Raw genomic sequence first — 16,460 nt, forward strand, 5'->3', positions numbered from 1 at the left:
CCACGCACTGACGATGCCCAAAGGTATTCCGAACCCCACCGACATGTACGGCATTTCTCCCCGTCCCTGGGGCTTCGAGGTGTCGCTCGTGCGAGACGGCGTGCGCTACGCGCGCCTCTTCGGCCACGCCAGCTACGGCGGCACCCAACAGGCGCTGCGGCGCGCCCAGGCCTGGCGCGACACCATCGTGAAGGAGCACCCGCCGGTCGCGCGCAAGGAACGCGCGCAGGCCCTGCGCAGCAACAACCGCACGGGCGAGCCTGGCGTCTTCCCCCGGCTTTCAGCGCAAGGCAAGCCCGTGGCCTGGCTGGCCAAGACCTACCTCGGCCACGAGGAAATCCTTCGCACCGAGTTCGACCTGGCCGACTGGGGCCCCGCGGCGCGCGCGCACGCCATCGGCGAGCGGCAACGCCAGCTCGGCCGCATGGTCGGCCTTGCACGAATCCATCCCGCCGAGGAGGCCATCCGCAAACGCCCGCCGCCCGACGACGAAGCGGCGCTGCCGCCCAAGCGCTCGAAGTCGGAGATCGTGCGACGCAACAACACGAGCGGCGTCAGCGGCGTGCAGTTCAAGACGCCGCGCGCGGGCCATCCCGGGTACTGGGTGGCGATCACCTACACGGCGGGCCGAGGCAGCGTGAGCAAGTCGTTCTCGGTGCGCACGCTCGGCCATGACGTGGCCCGCGACATGGCCATCGCCGAACGCCAGCAGCAGTTGCAGGCGAAGACGTCGGACGACGACGCCTGAGCGCCGACTTTCTAGAAACGCACCGCGTACTGCACGCCGAGGCTCTGCTGGCGCGTGGCCAGGCTCTCGCGGCCCCAGGGGTTCGACACGCCGTTCAGTTGTGCGCCCACCGCAGCGGCAAGCGCCGAAGGTCCGCTCGTGCGGTGCGCCGGCGCAAGCGAATAGAAGACCGACCATTCGGTGCGCGTCGACGTCGCGTAGCCCAGCCCCAGGGTGAAGTGCCGGCGGAACGTGGAAGGCGAATTGAGGTTGTCGCTGGTGGCTGCGTCCGCGTAGGCCGCGCTGTTCGCCGACACGCCCGCGGACAGGCGCAGGGCCGGCGTCGCCTGGTAGCGCACGCCGAGCTTGACGACGTTCATGTCCTTCCAGCCATTGCCCGGGCCACCCGCCGCACCACGCAGCACCGAACCGTCGAAGGGCCGGTTGCCCAGCCCGGACACGCCCGCGTAGCCGATGCGCTGGTAGTCCAGCAGCACCGACAGCGCCTCGGTCGGCGACCACTGCAGCCCGACGAGCAGGTTCATCGGCACATCGAGCCGGCCATGGTCTGCCAGCAAGCCCTCGTAGGCCTTGATGCGCCCCATGCGCGTGCGCGGCGACCATGCAGCGCCCAGGCTCAGCGTGTCGCTCGCGCGCCAGTACGCCCCGATGCGAAAGCCCACGCCGAACGAAGAGGCCACGCCCTGGTTGCTCAGGTGCAGCGGCGCCGCCGACTGCGGCGCCAGCGGCTGCACGCCCTCGGCCTTGAACTGCTGCGCCGTGAGCAGCAGCGAGGCGCCGACCGACCAGCGCTCGCCCAGCTGCTTCGACACCGTGGGCGCCACCGTCAGCTGCTTGATCGTCGTGATGCTGCGCCCCGTGCCGCAGGCCGCGTTCGCCCGCTGCACCGCGCCGCCGGGCGATGGGCACGGCGTGCTGTCGGCGGGAAAGTAGGTGCCGGCGCCGTTGCTATAAGCCACGAGGCCGGCCGACAGCCCCGGCGCGATCGCGCGGCTGATCGCCAGTTCGGCCAGCGGCTCCCAGCGGCCGAGGCTGTCGGTGCGCGTGTCGAGCAGGCCGGCGGTGGGCGGCGGCATGTTCGCCGTGCGCACCATCTGCGTGTCGCCGCGGGTGGCGATGAAGTTGCCCTCCATCCGGTCGCCGACCCACACGGTGGTGGCGGGGTTGCTCGCGCCGCCGAAGGCATCGCGGGTCGATGCGGCCGCGGCGCCGGCGAGGCCGCGCGCCTCCGCGCCGTAGCCGATCTGGAAGTAGCCGTTGTCGGCCGCGGCAAGCGCCGGGCACAGCGCAGCTGCAGACACCAGGGTCCGCCATGTCGTTGTCATCGTTGTCTCCGTTGTTGTTTTCTTTGAGCGTGCAGGCGATCAGGCGGCGATGACGGTGTTCTCCAGCACCCCGAGCCCCGCGATCTCGACCGCCACGCGGTCACCGTCGTCCAGGAAGCGCCAGTGCTCGACGCCCGCGCACTCGGGCACGCAGCCCGTGGCCAGCAGCTCGCCCGCATGCAGCGTCTCGTTCTGCGACGCGAAGCTCAGGATGCGATCGATGCGGTGCGTCATGCCCGAGGTGCTGCCCTGCCCGCGCAGCTGACCGTTCACACGCACCGTCACGTCGAGCGCGTGCGGATCGGCGACCTCGTCGGCGGTGACGATCCAGGGTCCGAGGCTGTTGCTGCCGTCGAAGTCCTTGCCCTTCGCCGGCCCGGTGCCCACGCCGCTGCGCAGCTCCTTCATGAGCTGCGCGCGCTCCGAGAAGTCGTTGAAGACGACGTAGCCGAAGACATGCGCCATGGCCGCGGACGCCGCGATGTTCTTGCCACCGCGCCCGACCACCACGGCCAGCTCGGCCTCGTAGTCGAGCATCGTGCCCGGCGCGGGCCGCCGCACCGAGGCCCCCGGGCCGGACAGGTTGAGCCGCACGCCCTTGTAGTAGACCGGTGTCTCGTAGAAGGCCGTCGGAATCTGCATCGCCCACGCCGGGGCGCCGGCTGCTGGTGAGACATTCGCGGCAACCTGCCGGAAGGCATTCTTCAGGTGCTGCTCGTAGACGCTGAAGCAGCGGATCTGCGGCGGCTGATAAGGCAACTCGATCCGCACGTCCTTCAGTTCATGCAGACAGCCTTGCGGCATCTGCGTCGACGCGAGCAATGCGCGCAGCTTCGGCAGCGTGTCGTCTTCATGCTGGATCACATCCAGCAGCGTGGCAAAGCGCGGATCGCCGGGCAACGCGGCGCTGACATCGAGCAGCCGCTGGTCCGGCAAGGCAAGGCCGACGTGCCGCGAAAACGCATCGGTCGAGAAAGTGCACAGGCGCATGGGGTGGTTCTCCTTGCGTGCGCGTCAGGCCGCGCGATGCTGGGCGAGCAGCACCTCGGGATCGAACTCCACACCGATCGGGTTCGTCGCGAAATCGCCGGCGCGGAACCACGCGTCCAGTTCGGCCGCGCTCTCGAAGTTGTCGACCTGCAGCTCGACCTTCACGCCCTCGGGGTCGAGGTAGTACAGCGAGGTGGTCGGCCCGTGGTTGATGCTCCACACCGGTTGCATGCCGTGGTCCTTGAGCCGCGCGTAGGTGTGCAGCAGGTCGTCGAGCGTGCCGTAGGTGAAGGCGACGTGGTCCACGCCCGCGGTCTGGGCTTGTCCGGGGCTGTGCGTGGGCGCGTTGATCAGCGCCACGCGGTGGTGCTCGTCGTCGTAGCTCAGGAAGCACAGCATCTCGTTGCGGAACATCGTGCGTGCGCCGAGCACCACGCTCCACCACTGGATCGATTCTTCGAAGCGGCGCGTCGCCAGCACGACGTGCGCGAGCTTGCGCGGCGACCTCGCCTGCGGATCGGGCGAAGGAAGGGGAAAGCGGTCCATGGGGTTCGTCATTGCATGTCCTTGGGGTCGAGGGGTGGGTGGGGAAAGGTTGATCTGCAGGATGGCGCGCAGCACTGCCGCCACGTCGCTCGGGCTTGGGGGTTGCAGCGCGGTGCTGCGCCAGGCGATGTGGCCGTCGGGCCGCACCAGGAGGGTGGCGTCGGTCTGGCCGTCGTTCCACGCGATCAGTTGCGCGAGCGCCTTGTGCGAGGCGGCGAGGTCCAGGTTCACGCCCACGACGGCCACGCCCAGCGACGCCGCCAGCCGTTCGCACGCCGCGCCGTGGCGGCCCATGCCCGCCAGGAGAAAGTGCCCGGACTTCAGCAGCTCGTGCGAGCTGGTGCGGTACGCAACGCCGGCATCGGGGGCGAGGTGAAAGTGCGGCCAGCGCGCACCGGGCGTGAGCGACTGGCACACGTCCCGCACGGGGTCTGGCGCAACCGGCGCGGTCGTGCCGTCGCTGCACACGGCCGCTCCCCGGTAGGCATGGCCCAGGTCGAGACCCACCGTGCTGAAGTGCGCCATCTGGCTTTCGGCGGCGCGCTGCACCTGCTGCCGGATGGCCGCGCAGCGCACGGACGCGGCCTTCGCGATGCGGCGCGTGCGCCATTCGACCGGTGCCACGAACAGGCCACCGAGCGCCGAGCGCACCACGCCCGGCAACGCACGCGCCGGCGCACTCGAACGCACGCGCCCCAGCAGCGGCAGGCGGCGGTCGTCGATGCCCATGGCCGCGGTGACCTCGCGCATCTTGTGGAAGTTCTTCACGCTGGCCTCGCAGTTCGCCACAGCGACCGGGCGGCGCTCCGCACCGTAGGTGTCGATCAGGCCCGCATCCGCACGGCCTTGCATGACCAGCGCCAGCTTCCACGCCAGGTTGTGCGCGTCCGCGATGCCCGTGTTGAGCCCGAGCCCGCCCGTTGGCGGAAAGCGGTGCGCCGCGTCGCCAACGAGCAGCGTGCGCCCCTGCCGGTAGCGGTCGGCCACGTGCGCCTGCATCGTCCAGTGCGACAGCGAGGTGATGCGAAACGGCACCTCGGCCGTGCCCAGCGCCGCGCGCAGCATGCGTTCGCAGCGAGCGACCGGAAAGTCGGCGGGCTGTTCGTGCGGCGGGAAGTACGGCGTCATGAACACCGCGTAGCGCGCCGCGTCGTGCACGATGAAGGTGCCGGGCGCCTTCGCGGACAGGGTCCAGAACAGGATCGACGGGCTGTCCTTCACGAGCGGGCGCAGGTCGGCCTCGAAGTTCACCGTGACCATGTGGGCCAGGTTCGTGTCGCCGGCCATCGCGATGCCCGCGCCTCGCCGCACGGAACTGCTCGCGCCGTCGGCCGCCAGCAGCCACTGGCTGCGCACGGCATAGACCTCGCCGCTCACCGCGTCCTCGATGTGCGAGACGACGCAGTCGCCCTCTTCTTCCGCGCCGCGCCAGGTCTGGCCGAAGCGCGTCTCACAGCGTGTGCGACCGGCAAGCGCATCGAACAGCACGCGCTCGAGGTGGTGCTGCGGCACGTTCGCGCTGCGCTTGCCGCTGACCGAATCCAGCTGCACGAAGCGCGCCTCGCCGCCGATCTCGATGCGCGCGATGTCTTCTTCGGCGAGGTTGCGCCGCCACGTCACGTAGCGCGCGTCGGCCGGCGGCGTGGTCACGCGTGCCAGCGCTTCGTCTGCGATGCCCAGGCTCGCCAGGATTTCGCGCGTCCTCGCGCTGATGACATGCGCCTGCGGCGCCTGGTGCAGACCGTCGCGCTGCTCGACGAGCAGCGACGCAATGCCCTGGTCGGCCAGCAGGGCCGCCATCGTGAGCCCGACGGGCCCGGCACCGACGATCAAAACGGGAACTTCCAACACGTGCATCTGTGGCTCTCTCGACCTTCGGCAGCACCAACGGCTGCCATGCACATGAATTTATACAAATATAAGTCTATGCGAGATGCGTGTTTATACTTATATAAGTCGCACCCATCGACCGGCCGACCGGTGCGCGCGACTGTTGGACAATGCGGCCATCGTCAACCAGCCACGGCCCGCCGGCGCACGCCATCCATGAAGACTCCCACGGGCAAGACCGCCCCGAAGCGCACCCCCGCCCCTGCCCGCACCGAGGCCGCGGAACCTGCGGCCGACACCTCGGGCCGGCAGCGCCTCATGGACGCGGCCATCGTCGAGTTCTCCGAGAAAGGTTTCGAGGGCACGTCGGTGCTGGCCATCGCGCGGCGCGCGGACGTGAAGCAGCCGCTGCTCAACTACCACTTCGGCGGCAAGGAAGGCCTGTGGCGCGCCGTGGTCGAGAGCACCTACACCGAGGCGATGGCGTCCATCGATGCGATGCAGGTCGACGAGGACACGGCCGATGCGCTCACCAAGCTGCGCAGCGCGCTGCGGGTGTTCGCCATCATCAACGTGCTGCACCCCGCGGCGCATTCGCTGGTGCTGCGCGAGGTGGCGCAGGCCGGGCCGCGGCTGGACTGGATCATCGAGCACTACATGCGGCCGTTCCATGAACTGCTCGACGCGCTGCTCGCCGAATGCCAGGCGGAAGGCCTGATCAAGCCCTATCCGCGTGCGTACGCAAGCGTCATGATGACGAGCCTGCTGACCTCGGTGCAGTCGTCCATGCACCTGATCAAGCGGCTCTACAACGTCGATCCGATGAGCCCCGAGCAGGCCGAGCAGCACACCGAGCAGACCATCGACCTGCTGCTGAACGGGATGCTGACGGACCCCGGAAAGAAGAACCGCTAGCTAGCGCTGGTTCTGCTGCTCGCTCCTGTGCGCAATGACCGCGTCGCGCACCGCACGCTTCGGCGCCAGCTGCGGCTTGCCACAACTGCTGCAGCGATAGAAGCGCAGGCCGGGCAGGAACTTCATCCACAGCCGACGGTGGATGCGCTCCAGGCCGGCCAGTCCGCATCGGCAGCGGACGAGAGGATTGCCGAAAGCAAGGCCCGGCGCCGGAGCGCGGCCTTGGCGTGTCGTTGCGTACACAGGGGCGTCGGTGTCCATGCGGGTCATCGTGCCGACCCGAAGGCGTACCGCGCGCCCGACTGTGATCCCCCTCACTTGCCGCCGCAACAAAGCTGCGTGCGGTGATCCGCGCCTAGGCGGCAGCAGGCTCCTGCGGCTCGCCCAGCGAGAGCATCAACCGGTTGGCCCAGTTGAAGAAGGCCGCACCATGCACGACGTCGGCAATCGCGAGATCGTCCAGCCCCTGTGTGCGCAGCGCTTCGACGTGCGCAGGCCCGAAGGTCGATGGCGTGGCCGACAGCGCGACCGACGCCTGCACGATCGCGTTCCAGCGCGCGCCCAGGTCGGCCTGCACGCCCTCGTCGAGCAACCGCTGCACGTCGTCCGTGCGCTGCGAGAAGTGCGAGGCGAAACGCGCATGCACCGAGGCGCAGTAGATGCAGCCGTTGAAGCGTGAGGCCGCGGCGGCCGAGAGCTCGCGTTCGGCGCGCGGCAGGCCGGCGTCGGGGTTGTAGAAGATGTCCTTGTCGGTGCGGGTGCGCGCACCGAGGATGTCGGGGTCGCGCGCCAGCAGGCGGAAGTACGGCGACTTGGCGCGCGACGCGTCGACGAGGCCCGCGTAGTGGCGCTCGGTCAGTTCGTCTTCGGGCAACGGTTCGAGCCAGGGCAGCCATTCGAGCTGCGCCTGCGTGAAGCTGCGCGGGTGCGCGTTGTCAGGATGGGTCAGGGTCGATTCGGTGCTCATGGGGCGCTCATGCAGAAGGGGTGGCCAGCGCGCGCAGGCCGATGACGACGCGGATCTGGAACGCGAGGAACGCCACCAGCTGCGACAAGGTGACGATCTCCGTGGTGCGCCATCCCGCGTCGAGCAGCGCCTGCAATGCCGCCGGGCTGGCATCGCGCGGGTGGAAGACCAGCAGGTGCGCATGTGCAAGGCCGGCCGACAGCCGTTCGCCGAGCACCGTGCGCTGCGCGCCATCGACGGCATAGACAGGACCGGCTTGGTCTTCCACGCTGAGCGGGCCCACCGGATAGCGGCCGTACGGCCCTTGCGCGGCACCGCGTGCGACCTCGGCCTCGATGGCCTGCGCCACGCCCTGCCCCGCCAAGGCGTCGGCATAAAAGCGCGCCACATCGGGCTGCCCATGCAACCCGGCGACGAAGGCTGCGACGGCGAAACGATCCGCGATCTCGAAGTGCCCGGCCACGGGTTCAGCCGGCGCGAACAGCGCGCGATAGCTCTGCTGCGCCTGCGTGCGCGCCTGCTCGCGCTGCGCGCGCAGGCGGTCGAGCGCACTGCCGGGCGCGATGCCCACCAGCTGGTCGATCACGTCGACGGCCTGGGGAACGGGAGAAGAAGAAACAACGGCATTCATGGAAACAACAGCCTAGAGAAGCGCAAGCGATTGAAGGTCCGGCACGCCCGCATCGCGCGTCCAGCCCAGGGCAGGTGCAACGACGGTGGCGGTCAGTTCGATGGAACGCAGGATGGCCGCGTGCGGCGGATCGACCGAGTGCACCTGGCACACGAGGTCGGTCACGCGCGCGAGCGTGCGGTCGGCGCGCAGCGAGGCGATCACGTCGTCGGGCGCGCCGACATGCACGTCGTACGCGGCGATCAGTTCGTCGAGCGGCGCATCGGCGCGGACGCGGTCGGCCAAACCGATCTGCCCCGTGGCGGCGGCCTGCACCACCGCGCGGCGAAGCCCGGTCTCGGCCAGGCGCAGCGCCTCCTGGCGGGTGTCCGCCACGAACACGCTGCGCGAACCCACGATGCGCGGCGTGCGCCCCGGCGGCAGCGCGGCCAGGTAGGCGTCGATGATCGGGTCCTGCAGGTCGCCCAGCGATGCATCGGGCGCCTGCGCGGTGCGCGGCTGCGTGCGCGAGAGCATCAGCCCGTCGCCGGCCATGCCCGCGCGCGCGCCGCCGCTCACCGAGAACGTGGCCTGCCAGAGCCGGCCGAGCAGCTGCGCGCCCGCCGGGTACAGCGTGTCGCCGCCGGGCAGCGGCCGGCCGGCCCAGGCGTCGCGCACCGTGGCGAGCTGGCGCTCGAACAGCGCCGCGCGGTCGTCGCTGTCCAGCCCGAAGGCCGCGAAGGACGCCGGCGTGCCGCCCGTGCCGACGCCCACTTCGAGCCGGCCGCCCGAGAGCAGGTCCAGCACGATCGCGTCTTCGGCCGTGCGCACCGCGTTCTCCAGCGGCAGCGTGACGATGCCCGTACCCAGGCGGATGCGCCGCGTGCGCGAGGCCACGTGGGCGAGGAAGACGAAGGGCGACGGCAGGCCGCCCTCATGCTCATGGAAATGGTGCTGCGCCACCCAGGCGGAATCGAAGCCGAAGGCCTCGGCATGGGCGATCTGGGCAGTGACGAGGCGGTAGCGCTCGGCGGCGGGGGCATCGTCGAGCAGCCGGCTGAAGAAGCCGAGCCGCTTGCGCGGGGAAGTGAAGGTACCGGGCATCCGAAGGCCTGTGGGGTCGAGAGCCTTCGAGTGTTGCGCCGCAGGCCGCTCGAATGGAACGCCGGTTTTCGCGTTTGCTTATGCGCTTTGCGCGCATCGGGCGTTCAGCGCAAGGCGGCAGGCCGGCGTGCCAGGCGCCGCAGCCAGCCCACGCCCGCCCCGGCGCCGACGGCCATCAGCCCGGTGGTGGCCAGCATCGCCGCCGTGTGGAGCGCGACGGCGGCGAGCGCCGGCACGAGCGAGCCACTCATCGCGCCCTTCGCCGCATCACCCATGCACAGCGGGATCAGCGCCGGCACCAGCATCAGCCCGGCGCCATGCGCGGTGGACATCATGAAGGACCACAGCGCCAGCCCCGCATGCCCCGCCGGCGCACGCGCCACGGCGGGCAGGCGCCCCGACAGGTGAACGAGCGCGACCACCGCGATCAGCCCGCCAGCCAGCCACTGCAGCAAGCCCCGGTCCATCGACAGGCCGAAGGCCACCGCAACGACCACGAGCGCCACCGAGGCGACGTGCCCGACGCCGATCGGCCACAGCGCCCGCAGTGCCTGCGCCCGGTCGTGCGAGCGCAGGCCCCATGCGGCGGCGAACATCCAGCCGGTGGTGGGGTTCAGGCCGTGCAGCACGCCCATTCCCGCCACCGCCAGCCAGGGCCAGAGGCTTGCCATGGTGCGGACCGATCAGCACGCAGGTCGTGCGCTTCTTTACGACTGCGCGTGGCAGCAACCACCCGCCGCCGCAACGGGCGCGGGCTCGTAGCGGTCGTGGTGACGGATCCAGTCCATCGTGTAGGACGGGTTGTGCTCGTCGCGGCCCTTGGGCACGAGGTCGAGCATGTTGTAGGTGCCCATCATCACTTCCACGCCGCGACCGTAGGTCGAGTAGGTGTGGAACACGTCGCCGGCGTCGCCCTTGAAGAACACGCTGACACCGGGCGCCTCTTCGCTCGGGAATGGCTGCTTCACGTAGTTGTAGGCAACGGCGCCGCTGGCCATTTCGTCGGGCGTGAAGCTCACGCCGAAGTCGTGGTTGAAGTCGTTGTCGTGCGACGAGACCCAGGCGAACTGCCAGCCCATGCGACGGCGGAAAGCCTCGATGCGGGCCAGCGGCGCGCGCGAGACGGCCACCAGCGTGACGTCGCGATGCTCGAGGTGCACGCGCATGCCGTCGGAATGGTCGGCCATGAACGAGCAGCTCTGGCAGCCCTGCTCCCAGTCGGGGCCGAACATGAAGTGCTGCACGAGCAGCTGGCGACGGCCTTCGAACAGGTCGGCGAGCGGGCGGCGACCTTGAGGCGTGTCGAAGACGTAGGCCTTCTCGACGCGGGTCCACGGCAGCGCGCGGCGCTCCTGCGCGATCCGATCACGCAGCTGGGTCAGCTCCTTCTCGCGCGCCAGCAACGACTTGCGTGCGTCGATCCAGCGCTCGGGGGTCACGACGGGGTGGTTCATTGTGGTGTTCATGGTGTGCTCCTTGGCTTGCGTTTCGTTCAGGCCGTGGCCGTCTTCGGGCGCCGCACCGCGCGGACCTTGCTGGCCCGGCCATCGCCGGCGTAGAAGAGCCCCGCGCCGTCGGACTCCAGGCCGCTCACGCCGACGCCGCTGGGCATTTCCAGCCGCGCGATCACGTCGCCGCTGGCGGGGTCGATGCGGCGGATGTCGCTCTGGTCGCCTTCCCAGGTGCCGTGCCAGAGTTCGCCGTCGACCCAGGTCACGCCCGTGACGAAGCGGTTCGATTCGATGGTGCGGCGGATCGCGCCCGTCGCCGGGTCGATCTGGTGGATCTTGCGGTCGCGGTACTCGCCCACCCAGAGGCTGCCTTCGGCCCAGGTGAGGCCCGAGTCGGAACCGTTGCCGGGTGCGGGAATCGAGGCCAGCACCTTGCCGGTGGCGGCATCGATCTTGTCGATGCGCGCCTCGACGATCTGATAGAAGCAGGTGCCGTCGAAGGCGGTGCCTGCGTCGCAGGCGACGTCGATGCGGCGCGTGGCTTCGCCGCTCGCGGGGTCGAAGGCGACCAGTTGCCCGCCGGTGGCGGCCCACACCTGGTGGCCGTCGTGCGTCACGCCGTGGATGCGCTCCACGCCTTCGAACGGTCCGTATTCGCGCACGATCTGCGCGGCCTGCACCGCGCCTTCGAACCGGTCCTTGCCTGCCTTCTTGCTCTGACTGCTGTTGCTGCTGCTCATGGTGGGCTCCTGTAGGTGCGCCACAGGGGGTAGCGCATGAGCCCGACTCTATTCAATCGGCAGCGCGGCGGGGAGTAACAAGATCGTCGTGAATCCCGCCAGCGGCGGGGCCAGCCAGCGGCGCGCCCTGGCCTGCCCGATGGCACGCACGCGCCGTTCGGCCTCGAGTTCGGCCAGTGCGCGCTGCACCGTGCGCTGGCTCGCGCCCAGCGCCAGTGCGAGCGCCGAGGTCGACCAGGCCGCGCCGTCGGACAGCAGCGCCACGAGCGAGGCCTGCTCGCCGTCGATGGGCGGTGCCAGCACCACAACCGGACGCGCATCCAGAGGTTGGAGGATGAAGCCCTGCGGCGTGGCCTCGATGCGCGCCATCGGCTTGACGAGCGCGCGCAGCCGGCCGATCTCGACGCGCAGGCGCGCGCGGTGCGTTTCGTCGGGGTCGCGGGTGCGGAAGGCGTCGGCGATCAGCGTGTCGCGGTCGACATCGCCGGGCCAGGCCGCAGCCAACGCACGCGCCAGCGAGAACAGCACGGGCCGGCGTGCGAGCGAACGCCAGGTGTCGCCGCCTCCGACGCCACGGCGGCAGGCATCGACGACGAGTGCATCGGACGCGAGCAGCGCCTCGACCTCATCGAGGCGCAGGGCCTGTTCACCGCCGACCGCGATGCGCCGGGCGGCGGGACGTTCGAGCGCGGCGCGCGCTTCCGCCACCTCGGCCAGCAACGCCGGCACGCGCGCACGCAGGGCCGCGTCATGCGCGCGGGTGAGCGCTGCCCGTGCTGTGCCTGTGCGCAGCGAACGCAAGGCCAGCTCCGCCGATGCCAGCTCGGCCACCGCCGCCAGCAACGGCGGCAGGCTGTGCCCGTCGAGCAGCGACAGCGCGGCAGCGGCCTCGTCGAGCCGGCCGAGCAGCAGCAACCGGCGCGCCGCGATGAGCCGCGCCTGCAGCGCATTGGCCAGATCGTCGCGCGCCTCGAGCGTGGCGGCCGCCGCGGTCAGCGCGCGCGGCGAGCCGCCCAGGTCGCGCATCGCGAGCGCCACCTCGGCCTCGGCGACGACGCAGCGTGCGCGCGCCAGTTCTTCGTGCGCCCCGAAGCCGCTCGCGGCACGCCGCAGCAGCTCGCGCGCACGCGGGTGCTCGCCGAGCTGGGCCATGGCGATGCCGCGCAGCGCGAGCGCCGGCGGGTCGTCGCGCAAGGCCACGCGCTTGAGGGCACCCAGCGCGTCGCCGGCAGCGAGCGCGCGCGCGGAGGCGGCGATGAGGGAATCCATGGGGCGACAGGCTACAACACCGCCGGTGCGCCACGGCCCGCCTCATCGCGAGGCGGCGTCTTCAGTCCAGCGAGATGCCGCGCTCACGGATCAGCGCGTGCCACTTCTTGGTCTCGGCGAAGGCATAGGTCTTCATCAGCACGCTGTCGCTCGGCACCGGTTCCCAGCCGCCTTCCTGCAGCCGCTTGCGCACGCCCTCGTTCGCCAGCGCGGCCTGCATCTCCTTCGAAAGGCGCTCCTGGATCGCGGCAGGCGTGCTGGCGGGCACCACCAGCCCTTGCCACGCGTAGGCTTCCGAATCCTTGAAGCCCTGCTCGCCCACCGTGGGCACGGCGGGCAGGATCGGCAGCCGCTTGGCGCTGAACGCCATCAGCGGAATGACCTTCCCCGACTGGATGGCGCTGAGCCCCGACGAGGTGTCGACGACCATCAGCGGCACCTGTCCGCCCATCACGTCCTGCAGCGCAGGTGCGGCGCCGCGGTACGGCACGTGCATGGTCGACAGGCCGCTGCGGCTCAAAAACAGCTCCATCGCCAGGTGGTGCGGGCTGCCGTTGCCCGGCGAGGCGTACGACAGCGTGCCCGGCTTGCTTTTCAGCTGCTCCATCAGCGCGCCGATCGTCTTGAGGTTCGTCGAGGGCGCCGCCACCAGGACCAGCGGCGTGCGCGCCATCAGGCCGAGCATCGCGAAGTCGCGATCGACGGCATAGGGCAGCTTCTTGTAGAGCGCGGGGTTGTACACGAGCACGCCGTTGTCGGCCGTGAACACGGTGTAGCCGTCGCCCGGCGACCGGGCCGTGACCTCGGCGCCGATGATGGCGCCGGCACCCGCCCGGTTGTCGACGATCACCGGCTGGCCGGCCTGGATCGACATCTGCGCGCCGATGGTGCGGGCCAGGAAGTCGCTGCCGCCGCCGGCGGGGTAGCCGACGATCCACTTGATCGGCTTGGACGGAAAGGCCTGCGCCTGCGCTTGCGCGGGAGCCCCCGCGAAAGCCAGTGCGGCGGCCGCGAGCGAAAGAAAACCGCGGCGCGCAAGGCGATGAGAAACGGGCATGAACGATGTCTCCTGGCAGTGGTTGTTGTGATGGCGCTGCGATTGGATGCGAGCTTCATTCATGGTTCAATCAGATATTTCTTTCCCACTTATCGGACAAACCGATGAATGTCACGCTGCGCCAATTGCGCGCCTTCATCGCGGTCGCCCGCGCCGGCAGCGTGACCGAGGCCGCCCTGCGGCTGCACATCACGCAGTCGGCCCTGAGCGGCCTCATCAAGGACCTGGAATCGAACCTGGGCGTGCAGATGCTTCACCGCACGACGCGCAAGCTGCAGCTGTCCAGCGCAGGCGAGGTCTTCCTGCCGATGGCCGAACGCATCCTGCAGGACCTGGGCATGGCGCTCGATGCGGTGTCCGACCTGCGCGAGCTGCGCACCGGCACCGTGCGCATCGCGGTGCCGCAGGTGATGGCGTGCACGGTCATGCCGGAAATCATGGCCGCCTTCGCCCGGAAGTACCCCGGCATCCGCGTGCGCCTGCAGGACTCGATGGTCGAAAGCGTGCTGGGCCGCCTCATCAACGGCGACGTGGACCTGGCCATCGGCCCCGAGCGCGATGCACCGGCCAACGTGGTGGCGCGCACGCTCTTCACCCTGCCCTTCCTCGCGGTGCTGCCGCCGGGGCATCCGCTGACCAAAAAGCAGCGGGTCGCCTGGAGCGACCTGGTCCGCTACCCCGTGATCTCGCTGCAGGGCGAGTACACGCAGCTGCTCAGTGCCGAGCTGTATGCGTCGGCGGGCCGGCTGGAGTTCAGCCCGACGCATGAAGTCGCCTTCCTGACCACGGCCTTGAGCATGGTCGAGCACGGACTGGGCGTGACCACCTGCCTGCCGTATGCGGGCGAGCTGCTCCAGCGTCAGAAGCTCGAGTTCCGCCCGCTCGTCACGCCCGTGCTCAGCCGCAAGTTCCAGGTGTGGCTCAACAAGGACCGAGGACTCTCGCCGTCGGCGCAGGAGTTTCTGGACTTCCTGCTGCAGCACATCGAAGACCACCCGGCGCCCGAGGTGCGCGCGTTCCGCAAGGCGCGCTGATCACGCGCGCAGCGGACCTCAGCTGCTGCCAGCGCCCATCGCGGGTGCCTGCACCCTCGCCTCCAGCCGCGTGCCGCCGTCGCCCGCGTCGATCTGCAAAGTGCCGCCGATGCGGGCCATGCGCGCCTGCATGCTGCGCAGGCCCAGTCCGCCGATCGACGAGGCAACCGTCACCGCATCGAAGCCCACGCCATCGTCCTCGACGCTCAGGAGCACGCCCGCTTCGCCGTCGGCCAGCAGCTGCACGCGCAGGGTGCGCGCGCGGCTGTGCTTCACGACGTTGGCCAGCGCCTCTTCGAGCAGGCGCGTGAGGCCCAGCACCTGGCGCGCGGACAGCGCGCAGGGCCAGGCCGCGGGCGTCTGCCAGTGGCTGCGCATGCCCATCTCCTCGAACAGGCGACCGAAGCGGTGGCGCATCGGCGCCAGCCATTGCGTGGGCGTGGCGGCCACCGGGGCCGCGCCGCCGCTGTGGGTGTCGATGATCTGGCGCAGGTCGTCGCGCAGCGACTTGAACATCGACAGGTACTGCGGCCGCTGCAGCGCCTCGCCCGACTGTTCCACCAGCGCGATCGAGCGCACCAGCGAACTGCCCAGGCCGTCGTGCAGGTCGTGCGCCACGCTCAGGCGCTCGTTCAGCCGCACGTTGTCGAGTTCGAGCCGGTGTTCGCGGCTGAGCGTGTCGGCCAGCTCGGTGCGCGCCCCGCGCACTTCGCGCGCGAGATCGTCGTTGAAGCTCTCGACGCGGCGCAGGCTGCGCGTGAAGCCACCCGCCAGGATCAGCGACATGCCGATCATGATCAGCGGCGCCGTGACCACGGTGTAGCCGAAGCGGTCGTCGATGACGCGCAGGATCATCAGCGCATCGTGCACCGCAGCCACCAGGAAGCCGAAGGCGCACAGGGCCAACAGCAGGTGCTCGGTCTTCTTCGTGTCGAGCGCGCGCAGGATGAACTGCACGCACACGGCCATGAAGAGCAGCGAGTACACGATGAACACCGCCAGCGTCGCGACCGACAGCGCAGGCTGCGGCAGCAGCGCGATCGCCGCCACGGCCAGCGCGGCCACCGCCCACAGCGCGCGGCTCAGCCGCGGAAAGCGCTGGCCGCCGAAGTGCCACATGAACATGCAGAAGCAGCTCACGTACAGGACCATCCAGGCCGTGATCCAGCGCGACCAGGCGTCGGTGGAGTCGAACGGCCACGGCAAGGTGCTGACCACGGTGTTGCTCGCGAACACCAGCCAGGCAATGGCGCTGAGCGCGTACCAGCCGTAGGCAACCTCCTGCCGGCGCATGAGCCACAGCACGAGGAAGAAGCAGCCCAGCGTGATCGAGATGACGAGGTTGACCGCGGGCAGCACGCGCGCGAACAGGCGGCGCTCGTCGTGGTATGCCACCGCCTCGTCCGCCGGGCCGAGCACCACGCGGCCCAGCCCCGAGCCGTACATGCTGCCGCCCACCACCTGCACCCACAGCGTGTTGGTGCCGGGGTTCAACGCGGCGGCCGGCAGGAAGAAGACACGCGGCGTGTTCCAGCTGCGGCTCAGCGGCTCGACCAGGCTGGCATCGCGCCAGAGCAGGTTGTCGTTCAGCGAGATCGCGCCGGCCATGCTCAGGTAGTCGAAGGCCACGCCCAGCTGCGGCGCGTCGTCGCGGCCCGCGCAGGGGCGCTGCCAGTCGATGCGGTACCACACGATGCCTTCGAAGCCGGGCCAGCGTTCGGCCCAGTGGTCGGGCAGCGTCACCGGCTGCCAGCCGTCGATGGGCGGCGGTGCTTCAGGCCCTGCGCCGGCGGTGGCGCGCACGGCCCGCACGCTGTCGATGTGCGGCGCGCACCCTTCGGCCGCCCATGCCGTGTGCGCGAACAACCACCACA

At 70.2% G+C, this 16,460-nt stretch carries 16 protein-coding genes; 3 read left to right on the forward strand and 13 right to left on the reverse strand.

Annotated elements, in window-relative coordinates:
• Positions 1 to 13 precede the first annotated feature (13 nt).
• Positions 14 to 748: an AP2 domain-containing protein gene (locus AC07Q9_RS11245; protein WP_495309395.1), complete on the forward strand. Its 735-nt coding sequence runs from the start codon at positions 14 to 16 to the stop codon at positions 746 to 748.
• 11 nt (positions 749 to 759) lie between these two features.
• Here the strand turns inward: AC07Q9_RS11245 and AC07Q9_RS11250 are convergent, their stop codons facing one another.
• Genes AC07Q9_RS11250 through AC07Q9_RS11260 form a run of 3 tightly spaced genes read right to left on the reverse strand, consistent with a single transcriptional unit; the run spans position 760 to position 5,457 of the window.
• Positions 760 to 2,073: an OmpP1/FadL family transporter gene (locus AC07Q9_RS11250; protein ID WP_495309397.1), complete on the reverse strand. Its 1,314-nt coding sequence runs from the start codon at positions 2,071 to 2,073 to the stop codon at positions 760 to 762.
• 39 nt (positions 2,074 to 2,112) lie between these two features.
• Positions 2,113 to 3,063 carry a fumarylacetoacetate hydrolase family protein gene (locus AC07Q9_RS11255; protein ID WP_495309399.1) on the reverse strand — a complete coding sequence of 317 codons (951 nt, stop codon included), beginning with the start codon at positions 3,061 to 3,063 and terminating at the stop codon, positions 2,113 to 2,115.
• 24 nt (positions 3,064 to 3,087) lie between these two features.
• Positions 3,088 to 5,457 carry an FAD-dependent monooxygenase gene (locus tag AC07Q9_RS11260; RefSeq protein WP_495309401.1) on the reverse strand — a complete coding sequence of 790 codons (2,370 nt, stop codon included), beginning with the start codon at positions 5,455 to 5,457 and terminating at the stop codon, positions 3,088 to 3,090.
• A 198-nt stretch (positions 5,458 to 5,655) separates the two neighbouring features.
• Here AC07Q9_RS11260 and AC07Q9_RS11265 point away from each other — a divergent pair, with 198 nt between their 5' ends.
• On the forward strand, positions 5,656 to 6,354 hold the full coding sequence (locus AC07Q9_RS11265; RefSeq protein WP_495309402.1) for a TetR/AcrR family transcriptional regulator: 699 nt from the start codon (positions 5,656 to 5,658) through the stop codon (positions 6,352 to 6,354).
• On the opposite strand, the gene AC07Q9_RS11270 is transcribed toward AC07Q9_RS11265, so the two are convergent.
• From AC07Q9_RS11270 to AC07Q9_RS11310, 9 genes are all read right to left on the reverse strand, one after another.
• Positions 6,355 to 6,615: a hypothetical protein gene (locus AC07Q9_RS11270; RefSeq protein ID WP_495309404.1), complete on the reverse strand. Its 261-nt coding sequence runs from the start codon at positions 6,613 to 6,615 to the stop codon at positions 6,355 to 6,357.
• Positions 6,616 to 6,709: 94 nt separating this feature from the next.
• Positions 6,710 to 7,321: an alkylhydroperoxidase domain protein gene (locus AC07Q9_RS11275; RefSeq protein WP_495309406.1), complete on the reverse strand. Its 612-nt coding sequence runs from the start codon at positions 7,319 to 7,321 to the stop codon at positions 6,710 to 6,712.
• Positions 7,322 to 7,328: 7 nt separating this feature from the next.
• A complete protein-coding gene (locus AC07Q9_RS11280; protein ID WP_495309408.1) occupies positions 7,329 to 7,952 on the reverse strand; it encodes a CMD domain protein in 624 nt (207 codons plus the stop codon).
• Between the two features lie 12 nt (positions 7,953 to 7,964).
• Positions 7,965 to 9,035: a putative FMN-dependent luciferase-like monooxygenase gene (locus AC07Q9_RS11285; RefSeq protein ID WP_495309410.1), complete on the reverse strand. Its 1,071-nt coding sequence runs from the start codon at positions 9,033 to 9,035 to the stop codon at positions 7,965 to 7,967.
• 104 nt (positions 9,036 to 9,139) lie between these two features.
• Complete coding sequence (locus AC07Q9_RS11290; RefSeq protein WP_495309411.1) at positions 9,140 to 9,706, reverse strand: hypothetical protein; 567 nt, start codon at positions 9,704 to 9,706, stop codon at positions 9,140 to 9,142.
• A gap of 36 nt (positions 9,707 to 9,742) precedes the next feature.
• Positions 9,743 to 10,501, reverse strand: a complete 759-nt coding sequence (locus AC07Q9_RS11295; RefSeq protein ID WP_495309414.1) for a DUF899 domain-containing protein — start codon at positions 10,499 to 10,501, stop codon at positions 9,743 to 9,745.
• Between the two features lie 26 nt (positions 10,502 to 10,527).
• Entirely contained in the window at positions 10,528 to 11,226 is a 699-nt protein-coding gene (locus AC07Q9_RS11300) for a Vgb family protein (RefSeq protein ID WP_159272073.1), read from the reverse strand.
• Positions 11,227 to 11,274: 48 nt separating this feature from the next.
• Entirely contained in the window at positions 11,275 to 12,495 is a 1,221-nt protein-coding gene (locus tag AC07Q9_RS11305; protein ID WP_495309417.1) for a helix-turn-helix domain-containing protein, read from the reverse strand.
• A gap of 61 nt (positions 12,496 to 12,556) precedes the next feature.
• Entirely contained in the window at positions 12,557 to 13,552 is a 996-nt protein-coding gene (locus tag AC07Q9_RS11310; RefSeq protein ID WP_495309419.1) for a Bug family tripartite tricarboxylate transporter substrate binding protein, read from the reverse strand.
• A 104-nt stretch (positions 13,553 to 13,656) separates the two neighbouring features.
• Here AC07Q9_RS11310 and AC07Q9_RS11315 point away from each other — a divergent pair, with 104 nt between their 5' ends.
• Positions 13,657 to 14,586 (forward strand): LysR family transcriptional regulator, encoded by a 930-nt coding sequence (locus AC07Q9_RS11315; protein WP_495309420.1) that lies wholly within the window; start codon positions 13,657 to 13,659, stop codon positions 14,584 to 14,586.
• An 18-nt stretch (positions 14,587 to 14,604) separates the two neighbouring features.
• Here AC07Q9_RS11315 and AC07Q9_RS11320 read toward each other — a convergent pair whose 3' ends face one another.
• Positions 14,605 to 16,452, reverse strand: a complete 1,848-nt coding sequence (locus tag AC07Q9_RS11320; RefSeq protein ID WP_495309422.1) for a sensor histidine kinase — start codon at positions 16,450 to 16,452, stop codon at positions 14,605 to 14,607.
• Positions 16,453 to 16,460: the final 8 nt, after the last annotated feature.

It is taken from the genome of Variovorax sp. GW821-FHT09A10 (assembly GCF_059418385.1).

Coding starts and splice junctions, on each gene's coding strand:
- AC07Q9_RS11285 (WP_495309410.1), bottom strand. CDS start 9,035: ATGCCCGGTACCTTCACTTCCCCGCGCAAGCGGCTCGGCTTCTTCAGC.
- AC07Q9_RS11315 (WP_495309420.1), top strand. CDS start 13,657: ATGAATGTCACGCTGCGCCAATTGCGCGCCTTCATCGCGGTCGCCCGC.
- AC07Q9_RS11300 (WP_159272073.1), bottom strand. CDS start 11,226: ATGAGCAGCAGCAACAGCAGTCAGAGCAAGAAGGCAGGCAAGGACCGG.
- AC07Q9_RS11255 (WP_495309399.1), bottom strand. CDS start 3,063: ATGCGCCTGTGCACTTTCTCGACCGATGCGTTTTCGCGGCACGTCGGC.
- AC07Q9_RS11280 (WP_495309408.1), bottom strand. CDS start 7,952: ATGAATGCCGTTGTTTCTTCTTCTCCCGTTCCCCAGGCCGTCGACGTG.
- AC07Q9_RS11265 (WP_495309402.1), top strand. CDS start 5,656: ATGAAGACTCCCACGGGCAAGACCGCCCCGAAGCGCACCCCCGCCCCT.
- AC07Q9_RS11270 (WP_495309404.1), bottom strand. CDS start 6,615: ATGGACACCGACGCCCCTGTGTACGCAACGACACGCCAAGGCCGCGCT.
- AC07Q9_RS11250 (WP_495309397.1), bottom strand. CDS start 2,073: ATGACAACGACATGGCGGACCCTGGTGTCTGCAGCTGCGCTGTGCCCG.
- AC07Q9_RS11295 (WP_495309414.1), bottom strand. CDS start 10,501: ATGAACACCACAATGAACCACCCCGTCGTGACCCCCGAGCGCTGGATC.
- AC07Q9_RS11290 (WP_495309411.1), bottom strand. CDS start 9,706: ATGGCAAGCCTCTGGCCCTGGCTGGCGGTGGCGGGAATGGGCGTGCTG.
- AC07Q9_RS11275 (WP_495309406.1), bottom strand. CDS start 7,321: ATGAGCACCGAATCGACCCTGACCCATCCTGACAACGCGCACCCGCGC.
- AC07Q9_RS11305 (WP_495309417.1), bottom strand. CDS start 12,495: ATGGATTCCCTCATCGCCGCCTCCGCGCGCGCGCTCGCTGCCGGCGAC.
- AC07Q9_RS11310 (WP_495309419.1), bottom strand. CDS start 13,552: ATGCCCGTTTCTCATCGCCTTGCGCGCCGCGGTTTTCTTTCGCTCGCG.
- AC07Q9_RS11245 (WP_495309395.1), top strand. CDS start 14: ATGCCCAAAGGTATTCCGAACCCCACCGACATGTACGGCATTTCTCCC.